The organism is Geopsychrobacter electrodiphilus DSM 16401, from assembly GCF_000384395.1.
Lineage (GTDB): Bacteria > Desulfobacterota > Desulfuromonadia > Desulfuromonadales > Geopsychrobacteraceae > Geopsychrobacter > Geopsychrobacter electrodiphilus.
This window is the reverse complement of the sequence record NZ_ARWE01000001.1, coordinates 2,628,183-2,648,980: the sequence shown is the minus strand read 5'-3', so window position 1 is coordinate 2,648,980 and position 20,798 is coordinate 2,628,183. Positions and strand designations below refer to the sequence as shown.

Annotated in this window: 19 protein-coding genes and 6 tRNA genes; 19 read left to right on the top strand and 6 right to left on the bottom strand. The window is 55.6% G+C overall.

Annotated elements, in window-relative coordinates:
* Window positions 1-136: 136 nt before the first annotated feature.
* The 3 genes from D888_RS0112660 to D888_RS21615 form a co-directional block, all read right to left on the bottom strand.
* On the bottom strand, window positions 137-916 hold the full coding sequence (locus D888_RS0112660; RefSeq protein WP_020676927.1) for a GW dipeptide domain-containing protein: 780 nt from the start codon (window positions 914-916) through the stop codon (window positions 137-139).
* A 115-nt stretch (window positions 917-1,031) separates the two neighbouring features.
* Complete coding sequence (malQ, locus tag D888_RS0112655; RefSeq protein WP_020676926.1) at window positions 1,032-2,540, bottom strand: 4-alpha-glucanotransferase; 1,509 nt, start codon at window positions 2,538-2,540, stop codon at window positions 1,032-1,034.
* A gap of 87 nt (window positions 2,541-2,627) precedes the next feature.
* Complete coding sequence (locus D888_RS21615; protein WP_020676925.1) at window positions 2,628-3,071, bottom strand: DUF4019 domain-containing protein; 444 nt, start codon at window positions 3,069-3,071, stop codon at window positions 2,628-2,630.
* Between the two features lie 239 nt (window positions 3,072-3,310).
* Here D888_RS21615 and lexA point away from each other — a divergent pair, with 239 nt between their 5' ends.
* The 3 genes from lexA to D888_RS0112630 are packed head-to-tail and all read left to right on the top strand — an operon-like array spanning window position 3,311 to window position 8,088.
* Window positions 3,311-3,913 carry a transcriptional repressor LexA gene (gene lexA / locus D888_RS0112640; RefSeq protein ID WP_020676923.1) on the top strand — a complete coding sequence of 201 codons (603 nt, stop codon included), beginning with the start codon at window positions 3,311-3,313 and terminating at the stop codon, window positions 3,911-3,913.
* A 3-nt stretch (window positions 3,914-3,916) separates the two neighbouring features.
* On the top strand, window positions 3,917-5,086 hold the full coding sequence (locus tag D888_RS0112635; protein ID WP_020676922.1) for a DNA polymerase Y family protein: 1,170 nt from the start codon (window positions 3,917-3,919) through the stop codon (window positions 5,084-5,086).
* Window positions 5,083-8,088 carry a DNA polymerase III subunit alpha gene (locus D888_RS0112630; RefSeq protein ID WP_020676921.1) on the top strand — a complete coding sequence of 1,002 codons (3,006 nt, stop codon included), beginning with the start codon at window positions 5,083-5,085 and terminating at the stop codon, window positions 8,086-8,088. Before D888_RS0112635 ends, D888_RS0112630 begins: the two co-directional genes overlap by 4 nt.
* Window positions 8,089-8,214: 126 nt before the next feature.
* On the opposite strand, the gene D888_RS24045 is transcribed toward D888_RS0112630, so the two are convergent.
* The 3 genes from D888_RS24045 to rlmD all read right to left on the bottom strand — a co-directional run bounded on the left by D888_RS24045 (window position 8,215) and on the right by rlmD (window position 10,342).
* Window positions 8,215-8,310, bottom strand: a tRNA-Sec gene (locus tag D888_RS24045).
* Between the two features lie 9 nt (window positions 8,311-8,319).
* Complete coding sequence (gene yedF / locus D888_RS0112625) at window positions 8,320-8,904, bottom strand: sulfurtransferase-like selenium metabolism protein YedF (protein WP_020676919.1); 585 nt, start codon at window positions 8,902-8,904, stop codon at window positions 8,320-8,322.
* 58 nt (window positions 8,905-8,962) lie between these two features.
* A complete protein-coding gene (gene rlmD, locus D888_RS21610; RefSeq protein WP_020676918.1) occupies window positions 8,963-10,342 on the bottom strand; it encodes a 23S rRNA (uracil(1939)-C(5))-methyltransferase RlmD in 1,380 nt (459 codons plus the stop codon).
* 167 nt (window positions 10,343-10,509) lie between these two features.
* Between rlmD and ispG the strand changes: the two genes are divergently transcribed.
* From ispG to rplK, 16 genes are all read left to right on the top strand, one after another.
* A complete protein-coding gene (ispG, locus tag D888_RS0112615; protein WP_020676917.1) occupies window positions 10,510-11,583 on the top strand; it encodes a flavodoxin-dependent (E)-4-hydroxy-3-methylbut-2-enyl-diphosphate synthase in 1,074 nt (357 codons plus the stop codon).
* Between the two features lie 4 nt (window positions 11,584-11,587).
* On the top strand, window positions 11,588-12,583 hold the full coding sequence (locus tag D888_RS0112610) for a DUF3187 family protein (protein ID WP_169513285.1): 996 nt from the start codon (window positions 11,588-11,590) through the stop codon (window positions 12,581-12,583).
* Between the two features lie 168 nt (window positions 12,584-12,751).
* Window positions 12,752-14,461 carry a proline--tRNA ligase gene (locus D888_RS0112605; protein WP_020676915.1) on the top strand — a complete coding sequence of 570 codons (1,710 nt, stop codon included), beginning with the start codon at window positions 12,752-12,754 and terminating at the stop codon, window positions 14,459-14,461.
* Between the two features lie 46 nt (window positions 14,462-14,507).
* Window positions 14,508-15,734, top strand: a complete 1,227-nt coding sequence (locus D888_RS0112600) for a DUF4388 domain-containing protein (protein ID WP_020676914.1) — start codon at window positions 14,508-14,510, stop codon at window positions 15,732-15,734.
* On the top strand, window positions 15,734-16,465 hold the full coding sequence (gene pyrF, locus D888_RS0112595; RefSeq protein ID WP_020676913.1) for an orotidine-5'-phosphate decarboxylase: 732 nt from the start codon (window positions 15,734-15,736) through the stop codon (window positions 16,463-16,465). Before D888_RS0112600 ends, pyrF begins: the two co-directional genes overlap by 1 nt.
* The gene (rlmB, locus tag D888_RS0112590) at window positions 16,462-17,202 is read left to right on the top strand and encodes a 23S rRNA (guanosine(2251)-2'-O)-methyltransferase RlmB (protein WP_020676912.1); all 741 of its coding nucleotides are present in this window, start codon (window positions 16,462-16,464) and stop codon (window positions 17,200-17,202) included. Before pyrF ends, rlmB begins: the two co-directional genes overlap by 4 nt.
* Before the next feature lie 156 nt (window positions 17,203-17,358).
* Window positions 17,359-17,434: transfer RNA gene (locus D888_RS0112585), tRNA-Thr, on the top strand.
* Between the two features lie 59 nt (window positions 17,435-17,493).
* Window positions 17,494-17,578, top strand: a tRNA-Tyr gene (locus D888_RS0112580).
* Between the two features lie 150 nt (window positions 17,579-17,728).
* Window positions 17,729-17,805, top strand: a tRNA-Gly gene (locus D888_RS0112575).
* A gap of 28 nt (window positions 17,806-17,833) precedes the next feature.
* Window positions 17,834-17,909 (top strand) — tRNA-Thr (locus D888_RS0112570).
* 113 nt (window positions 17,910-18,022) lie between these two features.
* Window positions 18,023-19,216, top strand: a complete 1,194-nt coding sequence (gene tuf / locus D888_RS0112565) for an elongation factor Tu (RefSeq protein WP_020676899.1) — start codon at window positions 18,023-18,025, stop codon at window positions 19,214-19,216.
* A gap of 65 nt (window positions 19,217-19,281) precedes the next feature.
* Entirely contained in the window at window positions 19,282-19,431 is a 150-nt protein-coding gene (rpmG, locus tag D888_RS23715) for a 50S ribosomal protein L33 (RefSeq protein ID WP_083928855.1), read from the top strand.
* Window positions 19,432-19,474: 43 nt separating this feature from the next.
* Window positions 19,475-19,551 (top strand) — tRNA-Trp (locus tag D888_RS0112560).
* 36 nt (window positions 19,552-19,587) lie between these two features.
* Window positions 19,588-19,773 carry a preprotein translocase subunit SecE gene (secE, locus tag D888_RS0112555; RefSeq protein ID WP_020676911.1) on the top strand — a complete coding sequence of 62 codons (186 nt, stop codon included), beginning with the start codon at window positions 19,588-19,590 and terminating at the stop codon, window positions 19,771-19,773.
* Between the two features lie 18 nt (window positions 19,774-19,791).
* Complete coding sequence (gene nusG, locus D888_RS0112550) at window positions 19,792-20,325, top strand: transcription termination/antitermination protein NusG (protein WP_020676910.1); 534 nt, start codon at window positions 19,792-19,794, stop codon at window positions 20,323-20,325.
* A 37-nt stretch (window positions 20,326-20,362) separates the two neighbouring features.
* Window positions 20,363-20,785, top strand: a complete 423-nt coding sequence (gene rplK, locus D888_RS0112545; protein ID WP_020676909.1) for a 50S ribosomal protein L11 — start codon at window positions 20,363-20,365, stop codon at window positions 20,783-20,785.
* The last annotated feature ends 13 nt before the right edge of the window (window positions 20,786-20,798 follow it).

The following is a 20,798-nucleotide window of genomic DNA, read 5'->3' as shown; positions in this document are numbered from 1 at the left end:
GCTTCCGCGGAGGCTGCTTTTGCTTTGCCAGAAGGGCCAAGGGAAAACTTGCCTACAGATTTTATAAAAAAGGCCCCCGGTCAGAAACCGGAGGCCAGATAATACGTAACCGAAACAGCCCGAAGCAGGGCCAGGGTTATTTTTCAACAGTGACTTTAGCGTCTTCAATGATCAGAGCATATTTGTAGCCGTAGCCAAAATCTTTATCGAGAGTTACTTTCCCACTCACCAGTACGGTGTCGCCAACCTTGGCTTCGGTCGTAGAGGTGACCGTGATGTCGTTGCTGCCTTTAGCCGCGTCGCCGGTTCCATCCTGAATGTGCAGCCAATTCTTACCCATGATCTGGGCATTGTACTTCACGACCTTGCCGCGGACAGCGACCTCTTTACCGGCCAGCGCAGCCTTGTCGGTGTTAACTTCGGCAACAGTCATACCGCCTTTGGCTTTTGCAATCCCCTTCAGGTCAACAGTGACCGGGGGGGTAGAGGCGACCTGGGTGTTGGGATGACCTTCCGGCATCTTCGCGTCAGTTTTTGCAGCGGCCGGTGCATTGGGGTTGAGGATTGAATCGACAAAATAGACCACATCAAAATCGCGCCCAAGTGACTTGCTGTGATAGTTTTTCATCGGCATTCCCTCGGGGATGATCACATTATCGCCGACGCTAACTTTGAACTCAGGAGCCGCAGCCCAGACTTTTTTCGTACCATCATCAACCTGCACGTAGGTGTAGCCAGCCGCATTCATGGTTTCGACGACTTTACCTGTCACACCGGCCGCTTTAGCGGCAACGGGAGCCTGGGTAGTGGCGGCAGCAGCAGGAGCTTCCACTTTGGGGGCTTCATCTTTTTTGCTACAGGCAGAGAGAGTCATAACAGAAATACTTACGACGAGAAGAACAAGGATTCGTTTCACAGTACATCCTCCAGTAGGTTGTTTATATTGCCGCCGGAATGACGGTTGTCCAAATAATCCCGTGGAAGATAGCACAGGAGAATTAGCCGAAACAAGTAGTCAATAACCTCTTTTGTTACTTTATCTTCTCCATGGTGCATCGGTCAAACTGTTCACAGAGATGGGCCAATCGTAACGCGATCGCCGGATCCAGCTGATCTTGAATCAGGCGCCAGTTCCAGTTTCCGAGGGCCGTCCCTGGCTGGTTCATACGTGCGTCACTCCCGAGCCTCAGACAATCCTGGACAGGGAAAATCGCAAGCCTCGCTGTGCTGGCGAGGGCGCATCGGATCAGTGGCCAGGGCATGTCTCGACAAGGGGTTCCAAGGTAGTCTCGCACCTGTTGTTTGCCTTCCGCAGGGAGAGATTCCCACCAGGCACGGCTGGTGGTGTTATCGTGGGTGCCAGTGTAAACCACCGCGTTTCTCGGGTACTGATGCGGAAGGTAGGGGTTTTTAGGTCCTGAGTCGAAGGCGAATTGTAGAATTTTCATTCCCGGCAGGCTGAACTGATCACGTAATTGTCGAACTGCCGGGGTGATGACTCCAAGATCCTCAGCGATCAGCGCCAGATCGCCGAGGGCCTGCTTTATGCGCTGAAAAAAATCGGCGCCGGGGCCTGTCTGCCAGGTCCCGTTAATTGCTGTTTTCTCCTGTGCCGGAACGGCCCAGCAGGCCTCAAACCCGCGGAAGTGGTCGATCCGGACCAGGTCGAACAGCTGCAGGTTCCATTGCAACCGCGCTTTCCACCAGGCATAGCCATCTTCACGCATGTGGTCCCAGTCATAGAGAGGGTTCCCCCATAATTGACCATCCTCGCTGAAATAATCGGGAGGGACTCCGGCGACCAGGTGCGGTTGCCCCTCTATATCCAGTTGAAAAAGATCACGGTTGGCCCAGACATCAGCTGAATCATAGGCAACAAAGATCGGGAGATCGCCGAAGATTTGAACCCCTTTTCGGTTCGCATAGCTTTTCAGCGCAGCCCATTGTTCGAAAAAAACAAACTGAAGATATTTCTCCAACGCGATCTCGGCGGCGAGTTCGGTTCCCCCCTGATGCAACGCAGATTCGTGACGGTCGCGTAGGCTTTTTGGCCACTCCTGCCAGCTGCGCTGCCTTTGGGCGCAGCGCATGGCACGATAGAACGCGTAGTCATTCAGCCAGCTTGCCTGCTGCTGACAGAAATCAGAAAAATTCTGGTGACGCTGGTTGGTGGTTTTTGCCGTCAGGAAGTGCTGTGCCGCCTTCTGTAATACGGGGGTGCGTGTCGCTCGACAGGCCTCGAAATCGACCCGGTTGCCCTGGGGGCCTTGCGGAGGGAGGTCTGATGCCTTCAGGTCGCCGAGACGTACCAGGCCGGACAGGCTGATCAGATCCGGGTTGCCGGCAAAGGCCGAAAACGAACTGTAGGGACAATCGCCGAAGCCGGTCGGCCCGAGGGGGAGTATCTGCCAGACACTCTGTCCGGCAGATACCAGAAAATCAACAAAGGCAAAGGCCTCCTCGCCCAGAGTGCCCGAACCTTCGGCGCCGGCGAGGGAGGTGGGGTGGAGCAGAATTCCTGACTGACGTTTGGTGAGCATCGGGTTTTATCTCCGCAGTTTAAAAGAAGCCCCAGTATAGCGGAAATCGCGGATGCGAGGTTTACCGTGGGAAGAGGTCAAGCAGAGTTATTTCAGGAAATAGCCCGCGACTCGCCAGTTCTCGTCTTTTTCCAGGGCAAGAATAACGGTTTCGGTTGCCGTGGACTGCTTCGAGAAGGTTGAGTCATAGACCAGGGTCAGATATTTCCCCTCGGGTGCGCCTTCGGCCATATCAGATATCGAAGCGTCTGTCTGATGACGACTGATCAGGGTTCCGACTTTGGTGCGCATGGCCGGTATTCTGCGGTTCCATACCTCGAGAAAAATTTTATCTCTCATCAGGGCAGAGGCACTGTTCCAGCTTTGCTCATACTGTCCGCTGTCAATCAGGTGGAGAAAATCTTCAGCCGCGATTGTTCCTTCCATCAGCATCCGCGGTTCAACTTTTTTGCTCAGGATCGGATAGAAGATCATCACTGCGACCGCAACGAGTGCAACTAGATGGAAATGGTATTTTTTGGGGATAAGCATGGAAAGCGCCTTTGTGCTGATGAGGAATCGTGGAACCCGATGACTGATTAAGGGGGCAGATTAACAGGATAGGCCCCGTCGAGCAAACACGAATTGAAGGTCAATCTGGTGATTTTCAGCAGCGCTGAGATAAAACCATGGTGAAGCATTCCGAAAAGCACCCCTTGCCTGAACGGCTCACAGGCTCTTGACTTACGCAAAACTTACGCATATGCTTTTGGTCTTCAACAGGAGATGTCATGAGCCCAATTACCCCGAAACAAAAGAAGGTGCTCGACTTCGTCGAGGCATACATTGCCAGGGAAGGCTGTTCGCCATCCCAGAAGGAAATAGCTCAGGCTTTCGGCTATAGCTCTCTCGGCACGGTGCAAAACTATCTGATTCGTCTGGAGCGCGAGGGTTTTCTCGCGAAGGATTGGAACGCCAGGCGCGGCATGAGGCTGTTGCGTCCCAAAGGGAACAGCTTCGAGCTGCCGTTGGCTGGAAGCGTCGCGGCGGGCAAGCCGATTGAGGCGGTTGAAACCCACGACAGCATCGAGGTCCCGGCTTCCATGGTGGGTCCGGGTGAAAACTTTGTCCTGCGTATTCAGGGGGACTCCATGATCGGGGACGGTATCCTGAGCGGCGACTATGTGGTCGTGCGCAAGCAGGCTTCTGCCGAGAATGGTCAGACGGTGATTGCTCTGCTTGGTGATGAAGCGACAGTCAAGCGTTTTTACCGCAAGGGGGAGCAGATCGAACTGCATCCGGCTAATCCGTCGATGCTGCCGATCAGGGTTGAGGATGATGAGAACTTTCGCATAGAAGGAGTCGTGGTGGGAGTCATCCGGCATTGTTTGTGACCTATGGAACGCGACATTCTCCATCTCTCCATTCCAGCTTTCGCTATCGCGTTGGCCCGGGTTGTCGACTCGTCTTTGCGCGAACGACCCGTGGCGATCATTCCCGGCAACTCTGACCGCGCTCTGGTTCAGTCCGTCTCCTCCGAGGCCAGGCGCGAGGGCGTTTTTGAAGGCATGCCCGCCTTTCGCGCACGCCGTCTTTGTCCCGCCCTTATTCTGGTGCCACCGAAGCCCGAACTGATTGCCAAAGGGACCCAGCGGTTGATTGAGGTCTCTGGCCGCTACAGTCCAATTCTTGAACCGAATTCTCATGGTCGCCTCTTTCTGGATCTCACCGGTTGCCGCCGTTTGTTGGGGCCGGGGCGTGACGTTGCTGCCCGGCTGGAGAGGGAGATTGCCACGCGCTTGCGACTACAAGGCGCAATCGGCGTTGCCGGGAATAAACTGGTTTCACGCATCGCCTCCGGCTATCTGGAAAAACCGGGAGTATGTGATGTTTTACATGGGGCTGAACGCAGCTTCATCGGCCCGCTGCCGGTTTCGGTCCTGCCGGGGATTGGTCAGGCGCGCGAGCTGGTTTTGATGCAGGATCTCAACCTGCGCCGGGTGGAGGAGGTGTGTGCGCTCTCTGTCGCCCAGCTTCGTCTGGCTTTCGGACCCTTTGCCTCGCTGCTGCATCAGCGCGCCTGCGGCCTCGATCCTTCCCCCGTCCAGCCCCCATGTCGCTCGCCCGAGGTGAGCGAAGAGGCGTTTCTGCAGATCGAGGAGAACAACGACCAGATTCTGCTTGCCGCGTTGTGTCGTCTGGTCGAGGGCTGTGGTCTGAAATTACGGCGCATGGGGACAGGGACAGGTCGCATCACCCTGAGCGTAAACTATACTGACGGGGTCTCTGCCCAACGCACGTCTACCCTCCCTCTGGCTCAGAATCATGACCTGGTGCTCTTCGCGATCGCGGAAGAACTGTTCGAGAAAGCCTGTCAGCGGCGGGTGCGGGTAAAGGGGTTGAAGCTGGTCTGCTCGCGGTTCAGCTCTGAACAAAGGCAGATGGACCTGTTTGCTGACCCGAACACGCTGCCTTCCTGCCCGTCGGCGTTGCAGGCCGCTCTGGATGGTCTGCGTGGCAAGTATGGGATGGCCTCGGTCCGTTGGGGCCGAGCCATGGTGTCATGACCGGGTTTACCCACCTGCATGTCCAATCCTCCTTCTCTCCCCACTGGGGTGTTCGCCCTCTTGGGGATCTCTGTGCTGCAACCAAAGCCATGGGGATGACACAACTCGCGCTCACCGACAGAAATGGACTGTACGGAATTCCCCACTTTCTTGAAGCGGCGAGGAGACAAGGGATTGCCCCGATCATCGGCGCCGAGGCGGTCAGCGGCACACACCGGGCCTTGCTTCTGGCGCGTAATGAAGAAGGCTACAGCAATCTGTGCCGCCTCTTGTCCGATCTTCACAGTCGCCGCGATTTCGACCTTGGTCAAAGCCTCATTAGGTACCGTCGAGGACTCATTGTGATCTCCGACGTACCTGCCATCTTGACCCCCCTGCGCCATCAATCGTCGAAGGGCCTTTTTGTCGAACTCTCTCCCGGACATCAGATGCACCGCGCCCTGGCCCTGTCGCGTGAGTCAGGACTGCCGCCGGTCGCAACGTCACGAGCGCTCTTTCTGGCGCCTGAAGATTTCGAGTTGCACCGGGTGTTGCGGGCGATTGCGCTCAACACCAAGCTCTCGCGACTTAAACAAGAAGAGACCGCCAGCGCCAGCGACCTGCTGCTCCCACCGGAACAACTCGCCGATTTTTATCCTCACTGCCCCGAGGCTCTGGAAAATACTGTCCAGATTGCCGCTGCGTGCAAAACCGATTGGGATTTTTCCACTACCATCTTCCCTGCCTATCGCGGTCTGGCCAGCGAGGAAGCGTTTATCGCGCTGGAAGGTCGCGCCCGGGATGGTGCCCGGTGGCGCTATGGCGAGATTGATGACAGGGTCGAAGCCAGGCTGCAAAAAGAGCTGACCATCATCAACGAGAAAGGCTTTTCCCACTACTTTCTGGTCGTGGAGGAGATCACCCGGCAGTCGCCGCGCACCTGTGGTCGGGGGAGCGCTGCCGCGTCGCTGGTCGCTTACTGTCTCGGCATCACCCACGTCGACCCCATCCGCTACAATCTCTTCTTCGAGCGCTTTCTCAACCCCGGCCGGGTCGATCCGCCGGACATCGATATCGACTTTCCCTGGGATGAACGTGACGCCGTCCTCGACTTCGCATTTGCCCGTTATGGCGCGCAACGAGCGGCGATGGTCGCCAACCAGATCGGTTTCAAGGGGCGGGCGGCCGTCAAGGAGGTCGCCAAGGTTTTCGGCATGCCCGAGGCCGAGATAAAGGCCGTCACCTCGCGCATCTCAGGGTATTTAAAGGCGGACCAGGCTCTCGCCGGGCTTGAACAGCACCCTTTATTCAAGGGGGAGAAACTTTCTGCTGACTGGCAGAACATTTTACGCCTCGCCGGTCGTTTGCATGGTCAGCTGCGTCACCTCTCGCTTCACTGTGGCGGATTGGTCATCGTGCCGGACGAGATCCGGCGCTACGTACCGGTAGAGATCTCCGCCAAGGGTCTCCCCGTCATGCAGTGGGAGAAGGAGCAAACCGAGGCCGCCGGGCTGGTCAAGATCGATATCCTTGGCAACCGTTCTCTGGCCGTCATCCGTGACGCGCTGGCGGCCGTCTGCAAAAACACCGGCCGCGACATCGATTATGCGACCTGGCAACCGCTGGAGGATGCCGAGGCACGGGAGCTTCTGCGCCGCGGCGAGACCATGGGCTGCTTTTACATCGAATCTCCCGCCACTCGGCAGCTGCTCAAAAAAATGTGGAACGGCAATCCCAGGCTTGAAGAGTGTGATCTGTTTGAACACCTGGTGATGGCCTCTTCCATCATCCGTCCGGCGGCGAATGCCTTTATCCGCGAGTTCGTTTCACGCATGCGCGGCAAGCAGTGGAATCCCATTCACCCGCTGCTGAGCGAGGTGCTGGACGAAACCTACGGTATCGCAATCTACCAGGAACAGATCACCCAGATAGCCATGGCTCTGGCCGACTTTTCGGCCTTCGAAGGGGATCAGCTGCGCAAGATCATCAGCAAAAAACATAAAGAGAAGAAGCTGGCCGACTATCGGCAGATGTTTATGGCGGGAGGCGGCCGCAAAGGGGTCCCGCCCGATGTTCTGGCCGCCGTCTGGGAGCAGATCCTCTCCTTCGGCGGCTACTCTTTCTGCAAACCGCACTCGGCTTCCTACGCTCTGGTGAGTTGTAAATCCGCCTGGCTGAAGGCCATGTATCCGGCCGAGTTCATGGCGGCGGTCATTTCCAATCAGGGCGGTTATTACTCGGCCTTTGCTTACCTCTCCGAGGCGCGTCGTATGGGGTTGAAGGTTCTTCCGCCTGACATCAACGCCAGCGCATACCATTATACCGGAGCGCATCGTTCCCTGCGGGTCGGCTTGATGCAGATCGAAGGTCTGAGTAAAAAAGCGCTTGAGGCGCTTCTGCGGACACGCGGAGAGGGGGGGGCTTTTACCGGTTTTCGAGACTTTCTCCAGCGGGGCAGAATCGACCCGTCAGACGCAAAACTGCTGATCAAGGCTGGGTGCTTTGATGTGCTGGAAGGCATACAGAAGCGTCCGGCGCTGCTTTGGGAACTTCTCGCTCTCGATAAACAGTTTGACCGCCGTGGCACTGGACTGCTTTTCGAGGATAACAAGACCTCATTACCTTCCCCACCCCCCTATGATGACAAGGTCATGTTGCGCCAGGAGATCGAGACCCTGGGCATGCTCACCTCATGTCACCCCTTACTGCTTCATCAACGGGAGATCTCCCGCCTTAAGCCGGTACGCGGTGATCAGATGCAGAACTGGGTCGGGAGTTATGTAACGATGATCGGCTGGTGGGTGACGGGGAAAACGGTTCAGGACAAGGGAGGGCGTCCAATGGAATTCGTGTCGTTCGAGGACACGACGGCCATTTTCGACGCAACTTTCTTTCCCAGAGCTTATGAACGATTTTGCCAGAAGATGACGCGCCAACGGCCTTTCATCCTGAAAGGGAAAGTGGAGGAAGAATTCGGCGTCGCGGCGTTGAACATTGAGTGGGTAGATTTTTTAGATCAATAACCAGGCTTTGCTCCTACGGAAGGAGAATGGGGGTGCCGTATAGCGCCTCGCGTCGGGACACCAATCGGTACAAGAGGCTGTTTTGAATGAAAAAAGCACCTGAGGAATCAGGTGCTTATCGAAAAATGGCGGAGGCAGATGAGAATCGAACTCACCTGGGACGGGATGCGCCCCACATCGGTTTTGAAGACCGTGAGTGTCACCAGAGCACTGGCTGCCTCCATACAATTTTCAAGGACGAATGATCAGCCCCGCGCTCAGTTGCGCTTCGGCGATCTCCAGCATATTGGTGATTCGCCCGACCTGCAAGCTCTCTTTTAGTTTGTAGAATTCGAGGCAGAGTCCACAGGATGCGATATCAATCCCGCGACAGGCGAGTTTGTTCAAGATTTCTACCGTTTCTGCTTCGGCACAGGCGAGTTTGACGCCAGAGTTAACCAGGTAAATGCTGTGTGGAATTTCACTGGTCTCGAGCAGGGTGATGAGAAAGTTTTTCAGCAGCAAGCGGCCGAGCTCCTCGTCTCCCTCGCCCATTTTATTACTGGCGCACACCAGCAGGGTGCGGCCGCTGGCTTGTGGCCTGCCGCCTGTTTCCCGCACCATTTCTCCGGGCGAGAGGGTCAATATAGTGAACTCGGTGTTGGTCTTCTCTTTGATGCTGTAGCCGCTGGTCGCAGCCAGGCGGGTGATATTTTGCCGGGCGGCGTCATCGGCCAGCAGCACCTCGAGGGATTGCCGCGGGTCCGCGAGCATCGCCTTGCGGACTTCAATGACCGGTTGCGGACATTGCCAGTTGCGGCAGTCAATTTTTTTCATGGGGGTTCGTCCTGTTCTTGGTTTGTGGATATTTCAATCTATTGGGTGCTGTCCGATTTTAAGCTGTGATCCGTTGCAGGTGAACCAGGGTTTCAACGTGGGCCGTCTGCGGAAACATGTCGACCGGTTGCACCCTGGTGATTTTATAGCCGAGGGTTGTCAGCAGCGCCAGATCCCGCGCCAAGCTCTCTGGTTCGCAGGACATATAGATGATCTGTTGCGGCGCGAGTTCCCCCATCGCCATTAAGACCTCCTGATCGCAGCCCTTGCGCGGAGGGTTCAGGCAGGCCAGGGCGAGCTTCGGAAGCTCATCCGCGAGAATCTGGAGTTGTTCTGTAGCATCCCCGGCGCGAAACACACAATTCCTCAGTTCGTTCAATTCCGCGTTGGCGCGGGCGTTGCGGACCGCATCTTCAGCCACTTCAATCCCGAACACCTGACCGGCGTCCTGCGCCAAATGCAGACTGATGCCGCCGACCCCGCAGTAGAGATCCAGAGCCGACTGATTGCCGTTCAGGTTGGCCCATTCGCGGATCATCTGATAAACCCGGGCCGCCTGTTGATGGTTGACCTGAAAGAACGAAGTCGGGCTGATGCGCAATCGGATGTTCCCCACCCGGTCAAACAGGTCGGGCTGTCCGTGCAGCTTGAGCGTGTCGCCGCCGATCACCACGTTGCCGGTTGAGCTGTTGATATTTTGATGCACCGCTATAACCTCGGGGACCTTGTGCTGTAACCATTTCCCCAGCTTCGGGAGAAAGCGCAGATCCTGTTCGCGGCTGACAAAGGTGACCATCGCCTTGCCGCTCTGGGGTGAGATTCGAATCAGCAGGTAACGTAACAGCCCGCGTTGATGATTCGGGTTATAGACCGGGATCTTCTGGCGCGTGATCTCCTCCGACACCACCTTCACAATCCGGTTGATCAGCGGGTGATGCAGCGGACAATCCTCAATCCCGACGACCTGATGGCTGCCGCGTCGGTAGAGGCCGATTTTAACGGCGTTGCGTTCGCGGGCCACGACCAGCTTGCAGCTGGTGCGATATTGCAGGGTCGGTTCCGCGGCCAGAGTCGGCTCGACCGGAACCTCTGCCAGACCGTTTTCGCCAAGAGCGGTTATAATCCGTTGGCGTTTGAACTCGAGCTGTCCCCTATCGCTCATATTGATCAGTGGGCAGCCCAAGCAGTCTGCTGCGCAACTGCAGGGCTCTGCGGCTCGGCGTTGCGGATTGCGGCGCAGAACTTTTGACAAATGAGCGGCAATGCGATTCTGTCCGCGATGCTCGACGGCAGCCAGTACGATCTCCTCGGGGAAGGCACCAGGTACGCTCACCGGCTGACCTTGATATCGGCCTTGGCCGACACCATCGGCATCCAGTGAATCGATGCTGATTTTGAGTATTTCGCGGGCCTCTTTAGGCGCTCTAGGTCTTTTCACGTTAATCTTCTTTTTTCAGGACGTTGGTAGATGAATTCGGCGCAGACTACTCTTGGTCTTCTCGCCTGTCAAACCCTGCGCAGTCCTTGATCATAGCATGGCTTCAGGGTAGACTCACCGCTCCGGTGCGCCGGGGGGTGAAAAGTCAGAACGAAAGGGTTGAGAGTGTGGCAGTAAAAACCAGACAGATTAAACTTGGACCGCTTGCCATCGGGGGAGGGGCACCCATCGCCGTGCAGTCGATGTGTAACACCGATACGCGAGATACGACCGCGACCCTGGAGCAGATCTCACGCCTGGCTGAGGTCGGTTGCGAAATCGTGCGCTGCGCGGTGCCCGATATGGCCGCCGCCGAAAATCTGGGCTCGCTCGTCAAGGACTGCCCGATGCCGCTGGTGGCGGACATCCACTTTGATTATCTGCTGGCTCTGACCGCCGTGGAGCAGGGGGTGGCTGGCCTGCGTTTGAACCCGGGGAATATCGGTGAGCGCTGGAAGATTGCCGAGGTGGTCAAGGCCTGTGCCGAGCGTCAGGTGCCGATCCGCATTGGGGTCAACGGCGGTTCTTTAGAAAAGGAACTGCTTGAGAAATATGGCCATCCCAGCGCCGAAGCGATGGTTGAGAGTGCGCTGGGGCATATCCGAATTCTCGAAGAACTTAACTATCAGGAGATCAAGGTCAGTCTCAAGGCCTCGAATATTCAGCGCACGGTTGAAGCTTATCGCTTACTGGCCGGTCAGGTTGATTATCCGTTGCATATCGGGATTACCGAAGCTGGCACGACCTGGAGCGGCACGATCAAGAGCGCAGTAGGTCTGGGGACCTTGTTGTATGGAGGGCTGGGGGACACGCTGCGCGTCTCGTTGACCGGAGATCCGGTTGAGGAGGTGCGGGTCGGATTTGAAATTCTTAAAAGCCTTAGCTTGCGCCAGCGGGGGCCGATTTTTATCAGTTGTCCGACCTGTGGCCGTTGTCAGGTGAATCTGATTCAAGTCGCTGAAGAGGTTGAACGGCGTCTGCATGATCTGCCGGTCCCGTTGACCATCGCCGTAATGGGCTGCGTGGTCAACGGGCCCGGTGAGGCCAAGGAAGCTGATCTGGGGATCGCCGGGGGCAAGGGGCAGGGCCTCCTGTTCCGAAATGGCGAAGTCGTGCGCAAGGTCCCTGAAGCACAACTGGCGGATGCGCTGGTTGAAGAGGCGCAGGCGCTGGCCGCCGAGCGGAGGCAGGAGAATGCATAAGCCCATGCGGTATAGATTATTTGTCCTCATCTCATTGATCCTTGTCAGTGCTCCGGTTATGGCCGCGGGGTTTGAAATGCAACCCTTGACCACGCGGAATCTTTCTCCCGTGGCGCTCGGTTTTGGTATCCCCGCCCTTGGTCCGGCCCGGGTGCTGGCATCTGGCGCAGGTCGGGTTGAGACGACTGTTGATCTGATCAGTAACTTTACCGAAAAAGCGTCTGCTGGAGAGAGTCTGCGTTTCGATGGTGAGACCTACCGGGCTGCGCTCTCTGTTGATTACGGCGTCGGGTCTAACCTGGAGTTTGGGGCAGAATTGCCCTTGATCAGCAATCAGGGCGGGTTTCTCGATGACTTCATCGAAGGCTGGCATAATGCCTTTGGCTTGCCCCAGGGAGGTCGGAATCATGCCCCAACTGGCCGGCTAGACTACAGTTATACCCGACCGGAGAGCGGCTTCGCGCTGCAGTCCGATCAGTCGGGAATCGGCGATCTCTCGTTGCGCGCCGCCTGGCAGTGCTGGCAGGATACGGAAAAACTACGTTCTGTCGCGCTGCGGACCAGCTTGAAGCTGCCGACCGGCCGTGCGCGCGATCTCACCGGGAGCGGGAGCACTGATCTGGCTCTCTGGTTGAGTGGCGAACAACGCTTTAAAGCTGCAACCGGACCTTTGACTCTTTATGGCGGTGGTGGTGCTTTGTTCACGACTGATGGCGATCTGCTCCCCGATCAGCGCCGCAATCTGGCGGGCCTGGTCAATCTTGGTGTCGCCTGGCAACCCTGGGCTCAGCTCGGTCTGCAGCTTCAGTTCGACGGGCATACCCCTCTCTTTAAGGAGAGCCAGTTTCCTGAATTGAACAAGTTTGCCGGACAGTTGGCGATCGGCGGCAGTTTGGCGCTTGCAGATAAAACGGCGCTCGAGCTGGCCGTGATCGAGGATGTCCTGGTGAATACGGCCCCCGATGTTGTGTTTCATCTCGCCCTGATACACCAATTTTAAACGCCTGGCTCTGCTGCGGGGCGATATTCTCTAAAAGAATGCATCTGTCCGCCCGGGAGTGATTCGGGGCGTGACGGCTCTTGCTTTTCGGCCCTATTCGGGTTAGTTTTCAGGCCAATTTTTATCGTTTTAACCATTGATCAATCAATAAAAGGATCCGGATTTTTTATGCGTTACAGTCAATATCTGCTCCCGACCCTCAAAGAAAGCCCGGCTGACGCTGAGATTATCAGTCATCAGCTCATGACCCGTGCCGGTATGATCCGCAAGGTTGCGGCCGGGATCTACAGCTATATGCCCTTTGGTCTGCGTGCGATCCGCAAGGTCGAACAGATCGTGCGTGAAGAGATGAACAGCGCTGGTGCCATTGAGTGTTTGATGCCGATGGCCAATCCGGCAGAGCTGTGGCGGGAATCGGGGCGTTGGGAAAAATACGGCAAGGAGTTGCTGCGCTTTAAGGATCGCAAGGAAACCGAGTTCTGCATGGGACCAACCCATGAAGAGGTGATCACCGATATCGTGCGCAATGTCGTCAAGTCGTATCGTCAGCTGCCCCTGAATCTCTATCAGATTCAAACCAAATTTCGGGACGAGATCCGGCCGCGCTTCGGTCTGATGCGCGGCCGCGAATTCATTATGAAGGATGCTTACTCCTTTGATCTCGAAGAGGCCGATGCAGACAAGGCGTACGAGAAGATGTATCAGGCCTATCGTCGCATCTTCAAGCGTTGCGGGCTGAACTTTCGTGCGGTAGAGGCCGATTCAGGTGCGATTGGGGGCTCTTTCAGCCATGAATTCATGGTGCTGGCTGAAGCGGGAGAGGACGGAATTGTTTCTTGCGACAGTTGCGAGTATGCCGCCAATATCGAAAAAGCTGAAATCCGCGTTACGGATAGTCTGGCCGCGGCACCGACTATGGCGCTGGAGAAGGTTTCAACGCCGGGTCAGAAGAGTATCGACGAGGTTGCGGCTTTTTTGAAACTTCCGACAGCTAAGCTGTTGAAGACCTTGATCGTGCAGACCAGCAATGAAGAACTGATCGCGGTATTGCTGCGCGGCGATCACGAACTGAATGAAATCAAGCTGCTCAACCTGTTGGGTGGTGATTGGGTGTTGTTAGCCGAAGAGGCTGATGTGCTCAGGGCGACCGGCGCTCCGACCGGCTTTGCCGGTCCGCGCGGTTTGAAAATCCGCATCGTCGCAGATCATGCTGTGCGTCAGATGAGCGATTTTGTCATCGGCGCAAATGAAAAGGATTACCACTTTAGCGGGGCGAATCTTGAGCGCGATTTCAGGGTCGAGACCTTTGCCGACCTGCGCCAGGCGGTTGGCGGTGATGACTGTCCGCGCTGCAGTGGTAAACTTGAAAGCTGGCGCGGGGTTGAAGTCGGTCATGTTTTTAAGCTCGGCTCGCGCTACTCGGAGTCGATGAATGCGACGGTGCTGGATGATCAAGGTCAGAGCCGGGCGCTGATCATGGGGTGTTACGGGATTGGAATCGGGCGCACGGTGGCCGCCTCCATTGAACAGAATTATGATGAAAACGGCATCATCTGGCCCATGCCTATCGCTCCCTTCCAGGTGCTGATTGCGATGCTGAATCCTGATGATGTTGAGATCCGAGAGGCCTCAGAAAATCTTTATGCCGAGCTGCTCGCCCTGGGGATCGACGTGTTACTCGATGATCGTGATGAGCGTCCCGGCGCCAAATTTAAGGACGCTGATTTGATCGGCATTCCGCTCAGGGTGACTGTTGGCGCACGTGGGTTGAAAGAGGGGCAGTTTGAACTTAAGGCCCGTGCCGGCGGAGAGGTTGAAATGCTGTCCATCGCCGAGGCTGCTGCCAGTTTGAAGGCCAGGGTTGAGGCTGCCCTCTGAATTGAAGCCTGTTGTGTCGAGTGAAGTGATATCGGAACCCGAAAACATGGATAAATTCTATATCGATAAGTCAGGGCGGCTTGTGCTGAACCCTGGGATTCACGAGCTCCTCGGAGATGAGCCGCTGGTGAATCTCTCCTGCTCACGGCGCCACCTGCTGCTCGGTCGAGAAGATGACGAACAGGTTGTGTTGGCCGGCTTCCTGGGCGATATGGTCATCCCGGATTTGCTCTCCTTTTTCAATATGTTCCGTAAGACCGGCATCCTTCATTTCGATCTGCCTGCAGGTGAAAAATCTCTCTATTTTCAGAACGGTGAGATTGTTTTCGCTACCAGCAATTTCCCCAAGGAGGACCTGGGAGAACTGCTCTTTGCCACCGGAAAGGTCGAACGCGCTGCCTTGCAGCAAGCCCGCGATATTGCACAGGGCCGCACGACTCTTGGCCGGGTTCTGGTTGAAAGTGGTGCCGTTTCCCCCAAAGATCTGTGGTTGATGGTACGGACTCAGGTCGAGGGGATTGTTTATCAGTTGTTTACCGCAGAGACCGGGAGCTTCTCTTATCGTGCCAAGGCTCTCGACAGCGAACAGATCATTCGCCTGTCAATGAGCACCCAGAATATCATCATGGAAGGGCTCCGCCGCCAGGATGAGGGGGCGCTCTTCATGCGCAAGATTATCTCGCTCGCGCACTTTCCTAAGGGGACCGACCGACTGCCGGCGGATCTTTCACAGGACGAAAAGAAGTTTTATACCTACGCGCGGCCAGGACAGGTGACGGCGCAGGACCTTTTTCGTAAGTGTGGCATGCGCGAGTTCGATGGCATGCGCGTGCTCTACGCCCTGCTCGAAAAGCGGATGCTCACCATGGAAGAGCAGGCGGCGACTGAAATCGGCGGAGATCTTGGTCAGGTGTTGATGATCTATAATAGTGTGCTCAAGGCCATCTATGGGCGGGTCATAAAGAAGTTTGATGGCTTCTCCGAAGAGATCAGTCATTTTCTGCGCGAATTGCCGCAGCCTTACTCTTTTGTGCTGCGTGATGTTCAGCTGAATGATGACGGAACCCTTGATGGGCACCGGGTGGTGCAGAACCTTGCCGGACTCGAAGAGGGGGATAAGAAGAAGCTGCTTGCTGACGCCTTGGGTGAGTTGGTCTATATGGAATCTATGGCCGTGCGGCGCGAACTTGAATCGTCCGCAGCACAAAGCCTGATCGCCCGCGTTCAGGAGATCAGTAATCGGGTTAAAGCTCTGGTTGGGAGAAGTGATTGATGTTGAATGAAGCGCGCAAGCGTCTGATTTTTGCTCTGGATGTTGACAGCTTTGACAAGGCACAAGCCTGGGTAGAGCTGCTGCGTGAACAAGTCGGACTCTTCAAGGTTGGCAAACAGCTCTTTACCCGCTGTGGTCCGCAGGTGGTCGAAATGATTCGTGAACTGGGCTCAGATGTGTTTCTCGATCTTAAATATCATGACATCCCCAACACCGTAGCCAAGGCTGGGGTTGAGGCCTGTCGGCTGGGGGTCGGCATGTTTAATGTTCACGCCCTGGGTGGCCTGGAGATGATGCAGCAGACCGTGGCAGAGGTTGACGCCTGGTGTCGAGATGCCGGGCAGACCCGCCCCCTGATGCTGGCGGTGACGATTCTGACATCATCGACAGAGGAGACCTTGCGCGGTGTTGGGATCGATCGTCCGGTGACGGAGATGGTGCCGAAACTTGCGAAACTCGCCAGGGATGCCGGTTTTGACGGAGTTGTCGCCTCACCTCAGGAGGTGGGTTTGATTCGTGAGGTCTGTGGCGACGGGTTCGCCATTGTTACTCCGGGGGTCCGACCGGCCTTTGCGTCGCTCGATGACCAGAAGCGCGTTACCACGCCTGCCACGGCTATTGCCGCCGGTGCCAGTCATCTGGTGATTGGACGGCCGATCTCGGCGGCGGTAGATCCGGTCGAAGCGGCCCGCCTTATCCTGGGCGAAATTGCTGACGCCCTAAATCGATGAATTTCGATCTGATCCACGGGATAAATCCGGTCGCGGAAGCATTGCTCTCCGGCACACGTAAACCCCTTGAACTGATACTACCTTCGGGCCGCTTGGCTCCTCGGCTCGAGCAGTTGCGCGAGCAGGCCGAGGGCCAGGCAATCAAGATTAGACTGATGACCAAACCTGAGCTTGATCGTCTGGCCGGGCATAATCGACATCAGCAAGTCCTGCTTAAACTCCCCCCCTTTGTCTATGCAGAGCTGGATCAGTTGCTTGATCATTGGCGGAGTAGCGGCCGCAGTGCCTTCTTTCTGGTGTTGGATGGTGTTACAGATCCGCATAATCTGGGTGCGATCCTGCGTAGTGCCGAAGTAGCAGGCTGTCATGGGGTGGTCGTGGCCAAGGATCGCAGTTGCCCGGTAACGCCAGTAGTTGAAAAGACGGCTGCCGGGGCTCTCAGCCATTTATTGCTGTGCCAGGTCGTTAACCTCTCGCGAACCCTCGAAGAGTTGAAAAAACTCGGTATCTGGTGTTATGGCCTGGCCGGAGATGCGGGTTCGCAGAATCTGTTTGCGGCGGATCTGAGCGGCAACCTGGCTTTGATTGTCGGCAGCGAAGGGAAGGGCCTGCGACCCAACGTCCGGAATCACTGTGACGGTTTGTTGGCAATTCCGATGGCAGGACAGGTCAACTCACTAAATGCGTCCGTGGCCGCATCTGTTGCCATGTTTGAGGTCGTTCGGCAGGCGGGCTGATGGGCCCCGGTTAAAAGATCCGACTAAAACTTCTTGACAGGTCCGCCGGTTTGCTATACATATCGGGGCTTGTCGCATCTACCTCCGGGGACCGCCGAAATGGCGGTAAATTTTTGCTTGCAATCAGCTTTTGGCTGGGGTATAACTCGCGGCCGTGCTGGCGTAGCTCAACAGGTAGAGCACCTCACTTGTAATGAGGATGTTGCGGGTTCAATTCCTGTCGCCAGCTCCATTTAGGCTGATGACGGGCGTCGCCCGTAAAATCGATATAGCTTAAGATAAGGTTCCCCTGGAGGGGTTCCCGAGTGGCCAAAGGGATCAGACTGTAAATCTGACGTCGTAGACTTCGGAGGTTCGAATCCTCCCCCCTCCACCAGCTTTGCTCACCGGATAAGATTCGGTTGCTGTCATCCAGGAGGCCTTTGGGCTGCCGGGACTGGGGCAGGGTCGAAATTGAGGTCCAGTTATATTGCAGGAAAATACCTGCAAAACAATAGAATATGTTTTATGCGGTCGTGAGGTTTGGGCGGGAATAGCTCAGCTGGCTAGAGCGTCAGCCTTCCAAGCTGAGGGTCGCGGGTTCGAATCCCGTTTCCCGCTCCAGAATTCACCTCCGGTAGCTTTGATATCGGCTCACATAGCTCAGATGGTAGAGCACATCCTTGGTAAGGATGAGGTCATCGGTTCGATTCCGATTGTGAGCTCCATGTCAAATCTATTGGAGTTTGTGGTTTGTTGCTCATGGCGCGCTAATTGAAAACATGTTCGAATCAAACTAAAACAGCTGGAAGATCAAAAAAACGACAAAGGGAGGAATATCATGGCTAAAGCAAAATACGAGAGGGTCAAACCGCACGTCAATATCGGGACCATCGGTCACGTTGACCACGGTAAGACAACTCTGACCGCCGCTATTACTAAAGTTCTGTGCGAGAAGTCGGGTGAAGGCACATTCAAGGCCTTTGACCAGATTGATAATGCGCCTGAAGAGCGCGAGCGCGGCATTACTATCGCCACCGCTCACGTCGAGTATGAAACCGAAAATCGCCACTATGCTCATGTTGACTGCCCCGGCCACGCCGATTATGTCAAGAATATGATCACTGGTGCGGCACAGATGGACGGCGCCATTCTCGTTGTTTCGGCCGCCGACGGTCCGATGCCCCAGACACGTGAGCATATTCTGCTTGCCCGTCAGGTTGGTGTCCCTGCTATGGTGGTATTCCTCAACAAGGCCGACATGGTTGACGATGAGGAGCTGCTTGAGCTGGTCGACATGGAGATTCGCGAGCTGCTCTCCAGTTACGATTTCCCGGGCGACGATATCCCGATCATTGCAGGTTCGGCTTTGGCTGCCCTTGAAGGTCGCGATGATGAAATCGGCAGAGACAAGGTTCTTGAACTGATGGCAGCCGTCGATGCGTATATCGCTGAACCTGAGCGCGCCATCGACAAGCCCTTCCTGATGCCGGTCGAAGACGTCTTCTCGATCTCCGGTCGTGGTACAGTTGCAACCGGTCGTGTCGAGCGCGGTATTGTCAAAGTGCAGGATGAGATTTCGATCGTCGGCATGAAGGACACCCAGAAGACAGTCGTTACCGGAATCGAGATGTTCCGTAAGCTGCTTGATCAGGGTCAGGCTGGAGACAACTGCGGTATTCTTCTGCGCGGCGTCAAGCGTGAAGATATCGAGCGCGGCCAGGTTCTGGCCAAGCCCGGCAGCATTACCCCGCACACCAAATTCAAGGCGGAGTGCTACATCCTGACCAAGGAAGAGGGTGGTCGTCATACCCCGTTCTTCAAGGGATACCGTCCTCAGTTTTATTTCCGTACCACCGACGTGACCGGGGTTGTGACCCTTCCCGAAGGCACCGAGATGGTAATGCCAGGCGACAATATCGCCGTTGTTGTAGACCTGATCACCCCGATCGCCATGGATAAAGAGCTGCGTTTCGCAATCCGCGAAGGTGGCCGTACCGTTGGTGCTGGTGTTGTCAGCGAAGTCATCGAGTAAGAAGCAGTTGGTGGTTTATCCTTTGTTTCGGGTCATTCCGGGGCAGAGATATTAAGGAATATGACATGCGTGATATCGTCACTTTGGCTTGCACCGAGTGTAAGCAACGTAATTATACGACGACAAAAAACAAACGGAACACTCCGGACAAACTTGAGTTCAGTAAGTATTGTCGTTTTTGCCGGAAGCACACTCCGCACCGGGAGACCAAGTAATTCTTTGTCTGCTTTTTGCGGATGATTTATGAGATGAGCTTGCAGGCCAGTAGCTCTAATTGGTAGAGCACCGGACTCCAAATCCGGGTGTTGGGGGTTCGAGTCCCTCCTGGCCTGCCACTTGATTTTGACTGCTTGTATAGGGGCGAACGACCAATGATTGGAAAAATCAACGATTTTTTAGCCAACGTTAAGATGGAGTTGAAAAAGGTAACCTGGCCGACTCGCAAGGATACTTATGCTTCTTCGCTGGTCGTTTTAATGCTGGTCCTGGTTTCTGCGGTCTTTCTCGGTGGGGTCGACTTGATCCTGTCGCGTTTGGTGCGCATGATTCTTGGTTAATTCGGAAGAAGGAACACCATGACCATGAAATGGTACGGCGTGCATACCTACTCCGGGTATGAGAACAAGGTTAAACTCAGTCTTGAAGAGCGGATTCGTTCGATGGGGGTTGAGGATCAGTTTGAAGAAATTCTGATCCCGGCAGAGACTGTGGTCGAGATGCGCAAAGGGGAACGTCGAACCTCTACGCGTAAATTTTTTCCGGGTTATATTCTGGTAAGAATGGAACTGAACGACGAGACCTGGCATGTGGTGACTGGTACTTCCAAGGTTACTGGCTTTGTCGGAGGTGGATTGAATCCTCCAGCGATACCTGATGAGGAAGTGAAGAAAATCACCAATCGGATGGAAGAAGGTGTCGAGAAGCCGAAGCCAAAGGTCTTGTTCGACGTGGGTGAAACCGTGCGGGTGGTTGATGGGCCATTTCTTAACTTCACTGGTGTGGTTGAGGATGTTCGCCCTGAGCGCGGGACCCTCAAGGTTATGGTCAGTATCTTCGGTCGGGGAACCCCGGTTGAACTTGAATTCATACAGGTTGAAAAGACCAGTTGAGCCGCTTGCGGCCGGCTAAGTTGTTAAGGAGTCAGTCATGGCTAAAAAAGTTATTGGACAGATCAAATTGCAGATCACTGCCGGTAAGGCGAACCCTTCGCCTCCAGTTGGTCCCGCGCTCGGTCAGCACGGGGTTAATATTATGGAGTTCTGTAAGGCATATAATGCCAAGACACAGGATCAAGAAGGTCTCGTTATTCCGGTAGTCATTACCGTCTATGGTGACCGATCTTTTACCTTTATTACCAAAACTCCACCCGCAGCGGTTCTCTTGCTGCGTGCGGCCAAGCTCAAGTCTGGTTCCGGCGTGCCGAATAAGACGAAGGTTGGAAGCGTAACTGAAGAGCAGATTCTGGAAATTGCGCGGTTGAAGATGGCTGACCTCAATGCTTTCTCCGAAGAAGCGGCGGTCCGGACTATTAAGGGAACTGCACGTAGCATGGGAATTGAAATCGCCTGATTCAGGGTGAATA